We start from the raw sequence: 15400 nt of genomic DNA, 5'->3' as shown, positions 1-15400 counted from the left end.
CGCAGGCATCGCCTAAGATCGGTCGCTTGTGCGGTGGTCGCCTGAGGGGCGGTTTCCTGTCCTCCTCCGACGGAGGCTTCCAGCCGATACGTGGGGAGCAGATCGTGGACGTGTCACGCAGGGTTGTCGCGGGTGATCACCTGGCGGGAGTCGCACGCGCGGCTCTGGGCGCCGAATATCGCCTGACCGGCGTCTCACGGCTCCGCGGCGGTAGCAAGAAAGGCGTGTACCGCCTCACCTTCGACAATGATTCCACCGTGATCGTCTACATCTGGGACGACGCCGAGAACTACTGGCCCGCCACGCAGATCGATGAAACCGAGAACCACGCGGATCCGTTTTCGCACGCCTCCGGCATCGACCTGTTCGAGGCCGCGCACCGGCGCCTGGACGCCTTGGGGATCCGCACCCCGCGGATCCATCTGGCTGACCGGAGCAGAAGCCACTACCCGGCGGACATCGCAGTGGTCGAGGATGTGCCCGGTGCAACGCTGGAGGCGTTGCTCCAGCAAGACCCGCACGGCATGAAGGTGTCTCTGTCACGGCTTGCCGACGCGCTCGACGTGATGCAGCGGCATCAGGGACCCGGTTTCGGCAAAGTCGCTCTGATCGATAACGGCGGCATCTCCCAGGGACACTCGTGTGAGCAGGTCGTCCTCGACCGCGCCCTCGGCGACCTCGCCGAAGCCGCCTCGCGCGACACGCGGATCGCGGGCACCCGCGACCGCCTGGAGGACGTGGTCCGCGGACTGGCCGCCACGGTGCACCCACGCTCGGAGTACGGGCTCATCCACGGCGAACTCGGACCGGATCACGTGCTGGTGGACCGGCACGGGCACCCCGTCCTCATCGACATCGAGGGCCTGATGTTCTTCGACGTCGAGTGGGAACACGCGTTCTTGCGTCTCCGCTTCGGTGAGCACTACCGGTGGCTGCACAGAAGCGGCCTCGACGAGCAGCGCCTGACCTTCTACACGCTGGCGCTGCACCTGTCGCTCGTCGCCGGACCGCTGCGGCTCCTCGACGGCGACTTCCCCGACCGCGACTTCATGATGGAAATCGCCGAGCACAACCTCCAGCAGGCTCTTGCCTTCCTGCGCCAGGAGTGAGACGCACCGGGATCATCACTCGTCCGGGTCGGCATCCAGGGCGGAGGGCCGGTCGGCTGTCCGCGCCGACCGCCTACGACCACCGAACCCCTTGGAACCAATCCAGGCGGGTGAGGGCGACAATGCCCGGGTGGTGGGCTGCCGTGAACCCGGGTGGTGGGCTGCCGTGAACCCGGGTGGTGGGTTGTGGCGATACATCCCTGACCGACTTCCCTACAGAAGGGCGGAGATGATCACACAACCCGCCACCCGGGGCGGCGACGCCGACCTCGTCAGCGCCTCCTGGACCCAGCCGGAGGCGTTCGCCGAGCTGTTCGACCGCTACTCCGGCATGCTCTACCGGTATGTCACCAAACGGCTCGGCCCGGAGCCGGCCGAGGACCTCGTCGGCGAGACGTTCCTGGTCGCCTTCTCCCGCCGCAGAAGCTATGACCTGGCCTACCCGGATGCCCGGCCCTGGCTCTTCGGCATCCTCACCAAGCTCATATCCCGTCAGCGCCGCACCGAGGCGGCCCGCTACCGGGCGTTGCTACGGGCGCCCGTGGACGACCACGAGGACTCGCCCGCCGACCGGGTGGCCGCCGGGGTGAGCGCGCAGGCCGCCCGGCCCGCTCTGATCAGCGCGCTCGCGGCGCTGCCCGCCAAGGACCGCGACGTGCTGCTGCTGATCGCCTGGGGCGACCTGACGTACGAGGAGGTCGCGCAGGCACTCGGAATCCCGGTCGGTACCGTACGCTCCCGCCTCAACAGGGGCAGGCGGAAGGTACGGGCGGCGCTGGGCGACACCAACCCGATGGTCGAGGAGGCGTGACGATGGACGACCTGAAGATGCTGCGCGACCTTGGCGCCGAGCTGGAGCACCAGCCGCCGGCGACCCTGGCCCGCCAGCGCAACCGCCTGCCGGCCCACCAGGGCGACCGCCCGCCGCCCGTCTGGTCCCGCCGCCTGCGGGTGGGCTGGCCGGTCATGGGCCTGGCCGCCGCCGCCACCGTGGCCGCCGTGACCGTGCCCACGCTGGTGCTGAACGCCGGTGAGAGCGCCGCCCCGGCCGGAGCCAGGCCGGTCAAGGTGACCGAAGCGCTGAACATCCTCGTTGTCGGCACCGACAGCCAGGCCGGCACCCCCCGCTTCCGCAGGGGCGCGCGCAGCGACAGCATCCTGCTGGCGCATCTGCCGGCGGACCGGGAGCGGATCACGTTCGTCAGCCTGCCGCGCGACTCGATCGTCCAGATCCCCGCCTGCGGAGCGACGCCGGCCCGGAAGGACATGATCAACTCAGCGTTCGACAAGGGTGGCCTCGCCTGCACCGTCAAGACGGTCGAGACGCTGACCGACGTGCGGATCGACCACGCGATGGAGTTCAACTTCCAGGCGTTCAAGGAGGTGGTCGACGCCCTCGGCGGCGTCGAGGTCAGGCTGCCCGGACCCGTGAACGACCCCAAGGCCAAGCTGACGCTCCCCGCCGGCAGGAGCCTGCTCGACGGCGAGAAGGCGCTCGCCTACGCGCGACTGCGCTACTACGGCGACGGCTCGGACATCCAGCGGATCAAACGCCAGGTCGCGCTCATGCAGACGATGCTGAGGAAGGCCAGGCAGGGACTTACCGACCCCGTCCGGCTCCGGTCGTTCCTCTCCGCGGCGACCAGGAGCGTGAAGAGCGACATGGACCTGGAGACGATGGTCGCCGTCGCCGAAAGCGCCCGCGAGAGCCGGCCGACGTTCCTCGCGGTGCCCTGGCGGCCGGCTCCCGACGACCCTAACAGGATCGTCTGGAAACAGCCCGAGGCGAGCAAGCTGTTCGGCGGCCTGCGCTAGCTCGAACTTCACCCGGAGAGTCTCCGGAGTGACCTTCGCGTGATCGACGGGGCGGCCCCTGGCCGACGGGCCCCCGGGAGGGACCGCGCGGGTCCCTCCCGGTCCGCCACAGACCACAGCGGCGCCGCGGGCCGCGCCGGGAGCCCTATCCGTCCTTCTTACCGGTGCCCGGGGACGGGGTGGGGGTGGGGGTCGCGTCGACGGCCTTGCCGTTGGGGTCGGTGACCAGCTCGTCGGCCGCGCCCATCACGGTCGCATCGTTGACCTTCCACTCGCCGCCGGTCTTGATCAGGCCGAGCTCCATGTAGGTGCCGAGCATGCGCCGGGTGCCCGCGGTGCTCGTGACCTGGGAGTCGACGACCGTGATCGCCTTGGCCCGGCCCTCGGCGACCTCCGCGACGTAGACGCCCCGGACCGAGGCGGACGAGTTGGCCTTCATCGACGTGATCACGCCCTCCAGCGGGCTGAAGGCCTCGTCGTAGGTCTTCTCGAAGTCCTCACCCGAGATGGCGAAGACCTGGTCGCGGTAGGACTGGAGGTCGGAGTAGTCGTAGGTCTGCAGGGCCACGGCGAACTCGCCCGCCCGCGCGGACACCGCGCTGCGATCGGCCTTCTCCTCGGCCAGGCGGTCGGCGGCCATCCACTGGAGCACGGCGGTCGCCGCCGTCGCCGCGAACGCCATGGCCGCGACCGCGCCCACCAGCCTGCCGCGCCATCTCCCGGCCCCCGAGAGGCGGCCCCGCTCCCCGCCCCCGGCCGCCGTCTCTTCGGGCGCCGCCCCTTCCGGTGTCGCCGGGTCCGGGGCGACCCGATCCGGTGCCGCTCCGTCCGAGGCGGCCTTGTCCGAGGCGGCCTTGTCCGAGGCGGCCTTGTCCGAGGCGGCCTTGTCCGAGGCGGCCCGGTCCGGAACCGCGCCGGTGGCGGGCACGGCCGCGGGGTCCGGCTGGGTGGGCTCCCCGCCGTCCTCGGGGACCTCACCGCGGCCTGAACCCGTTTCCTGAGGAAGCTCTTCGGGCTGCTGAGGGACTGGGCTCATCTGCTTACTCCTGTTCACGGCGGCGAGACGCCCGGCCGACGGCGATCCAGCCGAGCACGCCGCCGGAGACGGCGACGGCGAAGAGGATCGCGGCGATGAAGGGGGTGAGGTCCTGGCCGGCGGAGTCCGAGGCCCGGCCGGCGCCCACCGAGGGAGTGGCGGCCGGGTCGGAGTCCTCGGCGCCGGGGACGCCGGACGGCCCGTCGCTCTCCTGCGGCGTCGGCGTCGTCTCACCGGCCGGGCCGTCGCCGGCCCAGGAGCCGTCGGTGGGGTGCGGACCGCGGTCCTCGTCGTCGTCGGTCCTGGTGGACGCCTTGACCGGGGCGCCCTTCGGGCAGGAGCGCAGCCCCTGCACCTTCGGCGGGGGCAGCGGGCCACGGTATTCCAGCGGCACCCGGGGGCCGCCGGGGACGCTCAGGACGAACGTGGTCCTGCCGTACGCCCCGTCGGCCCGCCTGTCGACCACGTCGGCCAGGAGCGCCTGGGCGGTGGGCACGGTCCGGAGCAGGTGGTTGACGTGCGCCCGGTTCCTGGGGGTGAACACCACGCCGGGGTTCATGCCCGCCGCGGTAAGCGCGCAGGACAGGCCGGGGCGGGCGGTGTTGAGCAGGTCGTCGACCTGGCGGAAGAAGCCGGGGCCGTGGTCGAGGGCGGCGTAGAGCTGCCTGCGGGACTCGCGGATCGATCGGGTCACCCCGGCCAGGTCGGTCACCCCCTGGGACAGCTTCTCGCGTCTGCCCGCCAGCGTGCCGGTCAGCCGGGTCAGCTCCACCGACAGATCGTCCAGCAGGTCGGTGTTGTCGGCCAGGGTCGCGGTGAGGCCGTGCGCGTTGTCCACGACCTCGCGGATCGAGGTCGTCCGGCCGTTCAGTCCCGTCGCCAGCTCGTGCACGATGGTCCGGGCGTCCTCCGGCGGCACCGCGTTCAGCAGCTTGCCGACCCCGTCGAACAGTTTCTTGTAGTCGAGCGGGACCGAGGTCCGGGCCAGCGGGATGGTGGCGCCCGCGGCCAGGGTGCCGCCGCCGGCCCCCGCGCCGGGCGGGGAGATCTCCACGTACGGCTCGCCGATGGCGGACTTGCGGCGTACCTCGGCGGTGACGCCCTGCGGCAGCCGTACGTCGCGGTTGATGCTCAGGCCCACCACGATCCTGCCCGGGGCCAGCGCCACGTCGTCGATCCGGCCGATCCGGACGCCGAGATAGGCCACGTCGAAGCCCCGCACCAGACCGGGGGAGGACAGGAACTCCGCGTTGACCCGGTACGGCCGCTCGATGACGTCGAGCTTGATGATGCTGGTGAAGGCCCACACGGTCATCACCACGCCGAGCACCGCGAAGAAACCGAGGTTGATCCAGATGCGGTTCCTCATCGTGGCGGCTCCAGCAGCAGGCGGAAGTCGTCCACCGGGTTGGGCGGACGCGGCCGGTCGCTGCTCTTCTTCGGCTTGGGCAGCAGCAGCCCCTTGAGCCAGACGAAGGTCAGCAGCTGGCCGTTCACCACGATCGGTGGCAGGTCGATGAACCGCTGTATGCGGCTGACCAGGACCTTCAGGTCTTCCTTACCGCGGACCATCGAGGTGGAAACCGCGTCGAGCTCATGTAACAGGGTGCGCAGCCGGGCGGCGTGTCTGGGGTAGACGGTGCGGTTGACCTCGCGGGCCAGCGCGGTCAGCTCCTGGAGGGTCTTCTTCACGTGCTTGCGGCCGTGGTTCAGCCGGGCGGTGGCGTCGGCGAGCGTGCCGGGCAGCCGGTCCAGCTCCCCGCTGCCCTTGGCGAGGTCGTCGCCGAGCTCGGCCAGGCCGTCTATGGTGCGGGCCAGGTCCTGGCGGGTCTCGGCGTAGGCGGTGGTGACCTCGGTGATCTGCCTGAGCAGCCGGTTGAGATCTTTCCCCTTGCCGCCGAGACCGGTGGCCGCCGCGTCCAGGACGGCGTTCACGTCCTGGGCGCCGAGCGCGTCGATCAGCGGCCCGGCCCGCTCGGTGACCTGCTCGATGTCCGGTTCGACCGATGTCTCGGCGATCGTCGAGCCGCTGCGCATGAACGGCCCGCCCGTCATGTCCTTGCCCGCGGGCAGCTTCAACTCGACGTAGTTCTCACCCAGGATCGAGGTCTTGGCCACGACGGCGCTCGTGCCCTCGGGCACCCGGATGCCGTCCTCGACGGACATGGTGACCTTCGCGCGGTATCCCTCCAGACGGATGTCGGTCACGCTGCCCACCCGCACGTCGGAGATCTGCACGCTGTGCCCGGCCACCAGGCTCTGCACGTCGTCGAAGGTCGCGGTCAGGGTCAGCCCGCCGGTCGGCGCCCCGACGGTCTGCAGCGTGCACGCCGCCGTCAGGCAGAGCCCGGTCAGCCCCGCGGTCAGCCGTGTCCACGTCCTCATCCGGCGTCCTCCCTTCCCGCAGGTCACCCGTCGCTCCCGTCCGCCCGGCGGCCGGCCCGCCGTACCGCGCTCACCGCCTCGCCCTCTCCCCGGCGCAGTTGCTCAGCTCTCCGGGCAGGCACGGCACCTTGCCCAGGCCCAGGGCCTCGAACAGCGGCCTCAGCCAGGCCCGGGTCATCGCGTTGAGCACCAGGCGGATCTTGATCACATGGTGTTCCCGGTCCCAGGACAGGACCAGGTTGTCGACGAACTCGCGGGCCCCGGCGATGGCCGCGGCCGCGGACTCGCTGTTGACCTTCATGGTCAGCACCAGCTCGGCCAGGTTGGCCACGCCCTTGGGCAGTCTCTCCTGGTAGGCCTCGATCAGCACGTCTCCCCGCTGCACGAACTCCGCCAGGCCGGTGATGAAGCGCTTCATGCGCCGGCGCTCGTCGGCGAGGGTGGCGCTGGCCTCGGCGAAGGCGTCGATGGCCGTCTTGACCTGGCCCTCGCGCCGGTTGAGGCTGGAGGCGAGCCGGTTGAGGCCGTCGGCCAGCTCGATGAGCTGCTGGTCCTGTCCGGAGAGGGTGCGGGTCAGCGAGGCCGCGTCGGCCAGCGCCCGGTTGATCTGCCCGCCCCGGCCCCTGACCGTGTCGGCCAGGTTCCCGGCCACGTCGCCCATCTTGTCGGTGTCGAGGGCGTCGGTGAGCTTGGTGAACGCCTCCAGGGCGTCGTCGATCTCCACCGGCAGGTCGGTCCGCTCCAGCGGGATCACCGCACCGGGGGCGATCCTGGCCTGGCCGGGCTTCCACGGCGGGTGGAGCACCACGTTCCGCTCGCCGAGCGTGTTCTGCGCGGCGACGACCGCCTTGACCCCGGCGGGCAGCGGCACCTCCCCGTCGATGATCAGGTCCGCCCGGACCCTGTCGCCCTCGACGGTGAGCTTGTCCACCGTCCCGGCGTCCAGGCCCAGCACCTTCACCTTGGCCTGCTCGTACAGGGAGGGCGCCGCGCTGAAGTAGGCCGTCAGCCGGTACGGCGACGCCCCGCCGGGCAGCAGCGAGCAGCCTCCTGCCGACAGCAGCAGCACCCCGGCCAGGAGCGCCGCGGCCGTCCTCCTCAGGGGGCGTCGGCTCCCGGGCGCGCGGCCCGTCCCCGCCGGTCCACGTGTCATCCGGGTCGCTCCGCTCCCGGGCGCGCGGCGTGCGCGGCCCGTCCCTCGCGGTCTGCGGCGTGTCATCGGCTGTTCCTGTCCTTGCGGATGGCGCCGAGCACCTCGGGGTTGATCGGGCCGAGCCCGGTGGCGATGGCCTCCACCCACGGGCCCTGGCCCCCGGTGGTGGCCAGCCCGGAGAAGGTGGGTCCGACCCAGGCGAGGACGGAGTTGAGCGCCTTGCCGCTGGTGGAGTCGAGCCGGTTGCCGATCGCGGTCATGTCGTCGACCACCGCGATCAGGTTCTTCTCGTGCTCGGTGACCAGTGTGGTGATGCTGTTGACCAGGTCGCTGCCGTCGCCGAGCAGAGCCTTCAGCTCGTCGCGGCGGCGCCGCAGCTCGTCGAGCATGATCTCGATCGAGTCGATCAGCCGGCCGAGCTGCGCGTCCTTCGTCTCCAGCACGTCCATGATCTTGTTGCCGTTGTCCAGCAGCCTCCGCAGCTGCGGCTCGCTCTCGCTGATGATCTCCGACAGCTCGCCGATGTTGTCCAGCAGCTTGCTGACCCTGCCCTTGCGGGCGGGTCTGAGCTCGGCCAGCTCCGTCAGGAGCTTGTCGACCGAGTCGGTGTCGAGCCGCTGCACCAGCCGGGTGGCGTCCTTGAGCGCGTCGGTGACCAGCACCGGGGTGCTGGTCCGCGACATCGGGATCCGCCGCCTCTCCTCGGGCAGCTCGTCCATGTAGGGGCGGGTGACCGGTCCGGTGAGCTTGACGTAGCGGCCGCCCAGCAGGTTCGACAGGGTGACCTCGGCCCGGGTCTGCGGGCCGAGCCTGATCCCGTCGTCCACCTTCCAGGTCACCACGACGTGTCCCTGGCCGTAGTCGGCGCGGACCTCGGTGACCTTGCCGACCGGGACGCCCGCCACGCGCACGTCGTTGCCGGAGCGCAGGCCGGCGGAGTCGGGCAGCACCGCCGACATCGTGTAGCCGCCCTCCAGCAGTCCGAGGTTGCCGACGAGGAAGGTGGCGACCAGGACGGCGGCGAGGACCGTCATCGACACCAGGCCGACGACGGTCTTGTTGCGGTCGCGGAACGACTTCAGCGCCATCAGGGCCCCACCAGCACTCGCCGCAGGTTCCCCGTGCTGGTGAGCTTGAGACTGCCGCGCAGCGGCGGGGGGCTGCTCATCGGATAGGGGCAGGGCAGGGGACCCAGCGCCAGGCAGGGCACCGCCGTGGTGACGAAGTGGCCCCGGCCGGTCACCTGGAACGAGCGCCGCAGCGGCGGGGTGATGGTGTTGAGCACCTTCTCCACGCTGCCGATGTTGCGCCGGATGCCGCCGGTGAGCCGGGTCATGCTGTCGACCATCCGGCCGAACTCCCGGGAGTTGCGGCCGAGCACCTGGTCGTTGACCCTGACCGTGGCCGACAGCTCCACCAGGGCGTCGTCGACCAGCTCGCGGTTCCGGGCGAACGCGCCGGTCAGCGCGACCAGGTTGTCCACCAGCCGGGAGATCTGCCGGTCCCTGCGGGCGACCACGCCGGTCACCGTGGCGTAGTCCTCCAGCAGCCCCTTGATGATCTTCTTGCGCTCGGCGACCGTGGTGGTCAGGTCGTTGAGGTTGTCGACCAGTTCGGGGATGTTCTCCTGGTTGCCGTCCAGCGCCTCGCCCGCCGCGGTCAGCAGCTGGTTGATCTGGTCGGGGTCCAGGCTCCGGGTGAGCGGGCCGAGGTCGCTGACCAGCTCGCCGATGTCCACCACCGAGCTGGTCAGCTTCACGCGGGCCCCGTCGCCCAGCATGTCCCGGGCGGCGCCCGGCTCCAGGTAGACCACCCGCTGGCCGATCGTGTTGCGCCACCGGACCGCCGCCGAGCTGTCGGAGGGCACCTTGACCGCCGCCTGCACGCCGAGCACGACCTCGGCCCGGCCGTCGACCACCTCGATCGACTCGACCTGGCCGACCGGCGCGCCCGCGATCTTCACCTGGTCGCCCTCGTGCAGCCCGGAGACGTCGTCGAAGGTGGCCACGAGGCGGTAGGTGTCGCCGAGGCTCACCCGGGCGATCTGGGCGCCGATCAGGACGGTCAGGGTGCCCGTCACGAGCAGGAAGAGGACGAACTTGGCGAGTGTCCAGCGGCGCTGGATCTGCTCTCTCGACCGGGCCAAAGGGCTCACCTGCCGTTCGTGGGGCCGCAGGCGCCGACGAACAGCTCGCAGATGTCGGTCGCGACGAAGGCCTCCATCTTGATCTGGTTGGCGCCGCCCGGACCCTCGCCCGAGACCAGGTCGTTCAGCACGGTGAGGATCTGGTTCAGCCCGCGCACGCCGTCGCCCGCGATGCCGAGCTGCGCGTAGAGCAGCGCGGCCGCGCGCTCCCCGGCGTTCACCGCGGCCTTGAGGTCCTTGCGGTGCTTGCGCAGGCCGTGCGCGCTCAGGTGCGAGATCTCGTCGAACTCCCGCAGCAGCGCGCGGACCTTGTCGGCCCGCTTCAGCAGGTCCGGGGTGATCACGTTGAGGTCGGAGGAGATCGCCACCAGCTCGTCGCCCTTGTCGGACAGCGCGGCGCTCAGCGCCCCGGCGTCGCCGATGAACCGCCGGAACTCCCCGCGGCGCCGGTGGGCCACCTCGACGATCTTCCCGGTGTCGTCGACGATCTCCGCGATCTGCGGGCCCTTGCCGTCCAGGCCGCGGCCCAGGGTGTGCACGATGGTCGTGATGTCCTTGGGGTCCACCGCGCCCAGCCCCTCGTAGGCGTCGGTGAGGGAGTCCGACAGGTCCTTGGGCGCCTCGGTCCTGGTGATGACGGCGCCGCTGTCCAGGTAGGGGCCGCCCGTCTCGCCGGAGCCGAGGATGAGGTTGACGAACTTGGGGCCGAAGACCGAGGTCGGCTCGATCGCGGCGGTGACGGTCTCGGGCACCTTGACCCCGGGCTCCACGTGCATGGCGACCACGGCCCGGCCCTCGGGGTCGAGGGTGACGGAGCTGACCCCGCCCACCGTGATGCCGCGGATCTTGACGGGGGAGTTGGGGTCCAGCCCCTGCCCGGCGTGGGTGAACACGGCGGTCACGCGCATGCCGCTCACCTCCGCCGCGGCCCGGATGACGAGGACGAGGGCCAGGAGGAGCGCGAGCACCACGCCGAGCGAGATCGCCAGCCGGACCGGCAGGGGGACTTCACCGCGCGCCATCGCCGCTCACCCCGTCAGCTTCACGCCGCTGCCGTTGCCCCAGAACAGGTAGGACAGCAGCAGGTTGAGGAGGATGACGGTGACGATCGACTGGCGGATCGCCCGCCCGGCCGCGGTCCCCACGCCGACCGGGCCCCCGGTGGCGTTGAACCCGTAGTAGCAGTGGATGCTGATGACGGCGAAGGCGAAGACGATCACCTTGATCACGCTGTAGACGATGTCGATCAACGGCAGGCCGAGGTAGAAGTAGTAGTCGTAGACGCCCGGCGACATGCCGAACAGGACCGTGCACATCAGCCGGGTGGCGAAGAAGCTGGCGAACAGGGCGATCAGGTAGACCGGGACCAGCGCGATCAGCGCGGCCACCACCCGGGTGCAGATCAGGTAGGTGAAGGCGTTGATGGCCATCACCTCCAGCGCGTCGATCTCCTCGGAGATCCGCATCGCGCCCAGCTCGGCGGTGAAGGACGAGCCGACCTGCGCCGCGAGCGCGACCGCCGCGATGATCGGGGTGATCTCCCGGACGTTGGCGAAGCTGCCCACCAGGCCGATGAAGGACTCGGCGCCGATCGCCTGCAGACCCTGGTAGCCCTGCAGGCCGACGGTGGCGCCGACCGCGAAGGCCATGGTGAAGGCCACGAAGACCATGCCGCCGCCGATGACGGTCGCGCCGACGCCCACCACCACGTCGCTGACCTGACGGAGCACGACCTTGGTGAACTTCATCCGGAAGACGATGTCCCGCAGCGAGTAGAAGACGACCTTCCACAGGAACAGCGGCCAGTCCGACAGCGAGGCCAGGCGGTCCACGAGGTCACGCAGCACGCCGTAGGCGCGGAATCCGGCGGTGCGCGCGCCCGGGATCGTCGCCATCACAGGGGCCTGGGCGGGTAGGCGAGGAAGTAGATCATGGTGACCACGTAGTTGACCGCGAACACCAGCATGAACGTGACGACCGTGGACTGGTTCACCGCGCGTCCCACGCCGACCGGGCTGGTCTGGCAGGTCATGCCGAAGTAACACGACATGATCGCCGCGATGAAGCCGAAGATCCACGCTTTGAACAGGGTGACCAGCAGGTCGCTGGTGACCAGCAGGGACACCGCGCCGTCGAAGTAGGCGCCGGGGGTGACGCCCTGGATGACGACGTTGAAGAAGTAGCCGCCGCCCGCCCCGGCCACGATGACCAGCGGCACGAGCAGCACGGCCACCGTGCTCGCCGCCCACAGCCGGGGGGTGACCAGGCGGTGGATCGGGTTGACCGCCATCACCTCCATGGCGGCCAGCTCGTCGCGGATGTTGCGGGCGCCGATGTCGGAGGTCATGGCCGAGCCTCCGGCGCCCGCGATGAGCAGGGCCGAGGCCATCGGGGCGACCTCGCGGACCAGGCCGACCACCACGGCGCCGCCGGTGGCCGAGGAGGCGCCCAGCTGCCAGGCCAGCTGGCCCACCTGGAGGGCGACGGTCGCGCCCAGGGGGAGGGAGACGAGCAGGACGGGCAGGCTGGTGACACGGGCGAGGAACCAGCACTGCTGGACGTATTCCCAGAACCAGGTCCGGACGTCCCAGGTGCGGCGGAAGCCCTCAAGCGCGATCACCGACATGTCGCCGACCCGGCCCAACACGTCCGTGCTCCTGCGGGCGAGGTAACCGGTGACCCCGTCCTGCCCGCCGACCGCCATCAGTGCGCCGTCCGTTGTGCCATGACCACCTCGGGGCTCGCGACTCCGACCATGGATCAGTCACCCTACTGACGGGTAGTCCAGTAAGTCGATGGCTCCTGGGTAATTTGATGAAAAGGGATGAGGCCCAGATCACATCTTGTCAGGGCCTCACACTTTCCGCAGGTGGTCGTGAGGATCGGGCGCGAGGTACGGCGCCGCCGCCGGGCGCGGCGGAGCGCGGCCGGGCGCCGCGCTCAGCTGGAGATCGCGCTCATCCAGCCCTCGATCTCGTCGGGGTGGCGGGGCAGCCCGGCCGACATCAGGCGGGCGCCGTCGGCGGTCACGACGAGGTCGTCCTCGATGCGCACGCCGATGCCGCGCAGCTCCGGCGGGAGCGTCAGATCGTCCGGCTGGAGGTAGAGGCCGGGCTCGACGGTCAGCACCTGACCCTCCTCCAGCACCCCGTCGAGATAGACCTCCGAGCGGGCCTTGGCGCAGTCGTGCACGTCCATGCCGAGCATGTGGCCGCTGCTGCACAGGGTGTAGCGGCGGTACAGGCCGCTGCCGGGCTCCATCGCCTCGTCCGCGCCGATCTTCAGCACACCCCAGTCGTGCAGTCCCTCGGCGATGACCCGCATGGCCGTCTGGTGGAAGTCGCGGAACCTCGCTCCGGGGCGCAGGACGGCGATGGCCGCGCTCTGGGCCTCGTAGACCAGCTCGTAGACCTGGCGCTGGATCGGGCTGAAGCGTCCCGACAGCGGCAGGGTCCTGGTGATGTCGGCGGTGTAGAGGTTGTCGGTCTCCACCCCCGCGTCCAGCAGCAGCAGATCGTTCTCGTTCAGCCGGCCGTCGTTGCGGATCCAGTGCAGCACGCACGCGTGGGCGCCGGAGGCCACGATGCTGTCGTAGCCGACCGCGTTGCCCTCCAGCCGGGAGCGCAGGCCGAAGACCCCCTCCAGGTAGCGCTCGCCGCGCCGGTGGGCCAGGGCCGCGGGCAGCGCCCGCACCACGTCCTCGAACCCGCGGGCGGTCGCGTCCACCGAGAACTGCAGCTCGGCGATCTCCCACTCGTCCTTGATCAGCCGCATCTCGGACAGGAACGTCTCCAGCTCGCCGTCCCCGTCGTGCGGGGCGACCCGGGCGTCCACCGAGGCGTCCACCCCGCGCAGCACCCGTGCGGGCCCGCCGAGCGCCTCGTCCAGCCTGTCCACGGCCGCGCAGTCGACCAGGTAGAGCGACTCGGCCTCGGCCAGGTCGGGGCGGCGGCCCACCCAGAACTCGCCGTAGCGGCGGTCCCGGTAGAACTCCTGCCCGGCCGTCCCCGGCGCCGAGCGCGGCGAGCGCGGCCGCAGGAACAGCGTCGCCGCCCCGGACGGCTCGATGACCAGCACGTTGCCCGGCTCCTGGTCGCCGGTGAGATAGGTGAACGCGCTGTGCGGCCGGAAGCGGTAGTCGCTGTCGTTGCTGCGGGCCTTGAGCGTGCCGGAGGGGATGACGAGCCGCTCGCCGGGGAAGCGCGCGGCGAGCGCGGCGCGCCGCTTGGCGGTGTAGGTGGCCAGCGGCAGCGCGACCAGGTCGTCGCGGTGGGTGTCGGCCCAGCCGGTCGCCATGAATGCGGCGAGGGCGTCGGAGATCGGCAGGTCGTGGCTGCCGGTGTTGAGCTTCTCGGTCATCGTGTCCCCGGGAGCGAAGGTGTGTGGTATTTCACACACTACTTGCCGCCGGTGAGGCCCGCACCCCCCAACTTTAGGGGGTGCGGGCCCTGCCGGGGACCGGTGCTCAGCCGACCGGCACCGGGTAGTCCCTGGCCAGGTCGGAGACCGCCGCCTCCTTGAAGACCACGGCGCCGCCGAGCGCGGCCTTGTCCGGTTTGACGACGAAGGACGCCCGGGCCGCGGGCCTGTCGAACATAGTGAAGTCCATGACCGTGCCGTAGTCGCCGCCCCAGGACGACTGGCTGCGGTGCGCAGCGACGATGGCGGCACGGCTCAGGTCCTTGCCCTGGCAGGCCTTCTTGAGGGCGTCGCCGACGATCGCCGCCGCCGCGTAGCCCGTGGCGACGCCGCTGTCGATGGTCTCGCCGGGATACTTCGCCGTGTAGTCGGCGGCCAGCTTCTTCATGGCCGGCAACGGCGAGCTGATCGGAGCGCCGCCGGTCATGACGTAGAAGTCCTTCAGCAGGGCGGGCCCCGCCGGGGTGGGCAGCAGCTGCGGGGAGTAGGCCGAGTTGCTGCCGACGAACGGCACGTCCATGCCCTTGGCCAGCGAGACGCTGACGAGCGAGGCCGACTGCTTGGGGCCGACCGAGACCAGCACGGCCTTGACCCCCTCGGCCTTGAAGGCGGCCACCTGGGCGCTCATGTCCTGGTCGGTCGCCTTGATCTTCTGCTCGACGACCGTCAGGCCGAGCTTCTCGGCGGCGTACTTGGAGCCGTTCAGCGCGCTCTCGCCGTAGTCTCCCTCGAAGTAGAGGTGGCCGATCTTGTCTCCGGACCTGACGTCCTTCTCCTTGACCAGGAAGTCGACCCCGTTGATCATGTCGATGTCGTAGGTGGTGGCGGTCACCTGGATGGCCTTGCCGCCGAGCAGCCCGGTGGCCCAGGCCATCGGGATGGTGAGCAGCTGGTCGGCCTCGATGCGCTGCTTGAGCGCCATCACCATGGGGGAGCCGATGAAGTGGGCGATCGCCGCGGACCTGGGGGCGATCTCGGTGTAGGCCGCCACGGCCTTCTGCGCGTCGTAGCCATGGTCGCGCACGACGGCCTCGATCTGCCGGCCGCACACCCCGCCGGCCGCGTTGACCTGCTCGAAGTAGAGCTGCTGCGCCTGGGTCAGGCTCTTGCCGAAGGAGGCGTAGGGACCGGTGAGATCGGTCATGGCGGCCACCGTGATCTTGTCGGCGGTGACGCCGGGCCCGGTCTTCACCCCGTCGCCGCCGACGGCCGGCGAGGCGCCGGCGCCCCCGGTGGCCTTCCCGCTGGCGCACGCGGCGACCGCCAGGGCCAGCAGGGCGAGCACCGCGATCCGCCGGAGTACCGCGCGGCGGCGCTTTTCGGGCAGTGAGGTCATG

Annotated in this window: 14 protein-coding genes; 3 read left to right on the top strand and 11 right to left on the bottom strand. The window is 70.9% G+C overall.

Translation table 11 applies throughout. From position 1 onward, the window contains the following. Positions 1-104: 104 nt before the first annotated feature. The 3 genes from ACZ6R6_RS06270 to ACZ6R6_RS06260 all read left to right on the top strand — a co-directional run bounded on the left by ACZ6R6_RS06270 (position 105) and on the right by ACZ6R6_RS06260 (position 2924). Positions 105-1109: a phosphotransferase family protein gene (locus ACZ6R6_RS06270; RefSeq protein WP_470090642.1), complete on the top strand. Its 1005-nt coding sequence runs from the start codon at positions 105-107 to the stop codon at positions 1107-1109. A 229-nt stretch (positions 1110-1338) separates the two neighbouring features. Continuing rightward, positions 1339-1920, top strand: a complete 582-nt coding sequence (locus ACZ6R6_RS06265) for an RNA polymerase sigma factor (protein ID WP_470090640.1) — start codon at positions 1339-1341, stop codon at positions 1918-1920. A gap of 2 nt (positions 1921-1922) precedes the next feature. Further along, complete coding sequence (locus tag ACZ6R6_RS06260; protein WP_470090638.1) at positions 1923-2924, top strand: LCP family protein; 1002 nt, start codon at positions 1923-1925, stop codon at positions 2922-2924. Between the two features lie 145 nt (positions 2925-3069). Here the strand turns inward: ACZ6R6_RS06260 and ACZ6R6_RS06255 are convergent, their stop codons facing one another. From ACZ6R6_RS06255 to ACZ6R6_RS06205, 11 genes are all read right to left on the bottom strand, one after another. Then, entirely contained in the window at positions 3070-3960 is an 891-nt protein-coding gene (locus tag ACZ6R6_RS06255) for a hypothetical protein (protein ID WP_470090636.1), read from the bottom strand. Between the two features lie 4 nt (positions 3961-3964). Then, entirely contained in the window at positions 3965-5329 is a 1365-nt protein-coding gene (locus ACZ6R6_RS06250) for an MCE family protein (protein ID WP_470090634.1), read from the bottom strand. Continuing rightward, the gene (locus tag ACZ6R6_RS06245; RefSeq protein WP_470090632.1) at positions 5326-6345 is read right to left on the bottom strand and encodes an MCE family protein; all 1020 of its coding nucleotides are present in this window, start codon (positions 6343-6345) and stop codon (positions 5326-5328) included. The genes ACZ6R6_RS06250 and ACZ6R6_RS06245 overlap by 4 nt, the downstream gene beginning before the upstream one ends. A gap of 70 nt (positions 6346-6415) precedes the next feature. Then, on the bottom strand, positions 6416-7498 hold the full coding sequence (locus tag ACZ6R6_RS06240) for an MCE family protein (RefSeq protein WP_470090631.1): 1083 nt from the start codon (positions 7496-7498) through the stop codon (positions 6416-6418). A 62-nt stretch (positions 7499-7560) separates the two neighbouring features. Further along, on the bottom strand, positions 7561-8586 hold the full coding sequence (locus ACZ6R6_RS06235) for an MlaD family protein (protein ID WP_470090630.1): 1026 nt from the start codon (positions 8584-8586) through the stop codon (positions 7561-7563). Next, positions 8586-9653 (bottom strand): MCE family protein, encoded by a 1068-nt coding sequence (locus tag ACZ6R6_RS06230; RefSeq protein WP_470090628.1) that lies wholly within the window; start codon positions 9651-9653, stop codon positions 8586-8588. Before ACZ6R6_RS06230 ends, ACZ6R6_RS06235 begins: the two co-directional genes overlap by 1 nt. Further along, complete coding sequence (locus tag ACZ6R6_RS06225; protein WP_470090627.1) at positions 9650-10666, bottom strand: MlaD family protein; 1017 nt, start codon at positions 10664-10666, stop codon at positions 9650-9652. Before ACZ6R6_RS06225 ends, ACZ6R6_RS06230 begins: the two co-directional genes overlap by 4 nt. 6 nt (positions 10667-10672) lie before the next feature. Next, complete coding sequence (locus tag ACZ6R6_RS06220) at positions 10673-11539, bottom strand: ABC transporter permease (RefSeq protein ID WP_470090626.1); 867 nt, start codon at positions 11537-11539, stop codon at positions 10673-10675. After that, positions 11539-12348 (bottom strand): MlaE family ABC transporter permease, encoded by an 810-nt coding sequence (locus ACZ6R6_RS06215; RefSeq protein WP_470090624.1) that lies wholly within the window; start codon positions 12346-12348, stop codon positions 11539-11541. Before ACZ6R6_RS06215 ends, ACZ6R6_RS06220 begins: the two co-directional genes overlap by 1 nt. A 236-nt stretch (positions 12349-12584) precedes the next feature. After that, complete coding sequence (locus tag ACZ6R6_RS06210) at positions 12585-14003, bottom strand: aminopeptidase P family protein (RefSeq protein ID WP_470090622.1); 1419 nt, start codon at positions 14001-14003, stop codon at positions 12585-12587. A 106-nt stretch (positions 14004-14109) separates the two neighbouring features. After that, on the bottom strand, positions 14110-15399 hold the full coding sequence (locus tag ACZ6R6_RS06205; RefSeq protein WP_470090621.1) for an ABC transporter substrate-binding protein: 1290 nt from the start codon (positions 15397-15399) through the stop codon (positions 14110-14112). Position 15400 lies beyond the last annotated feature (1 nt).

The organism is Streptosporangium sp. NPDC048886 (genome assembly GCF_055586905.1).
This window is presented reverse-complemented; position numbering and strand designations above follow the sequence as displayed.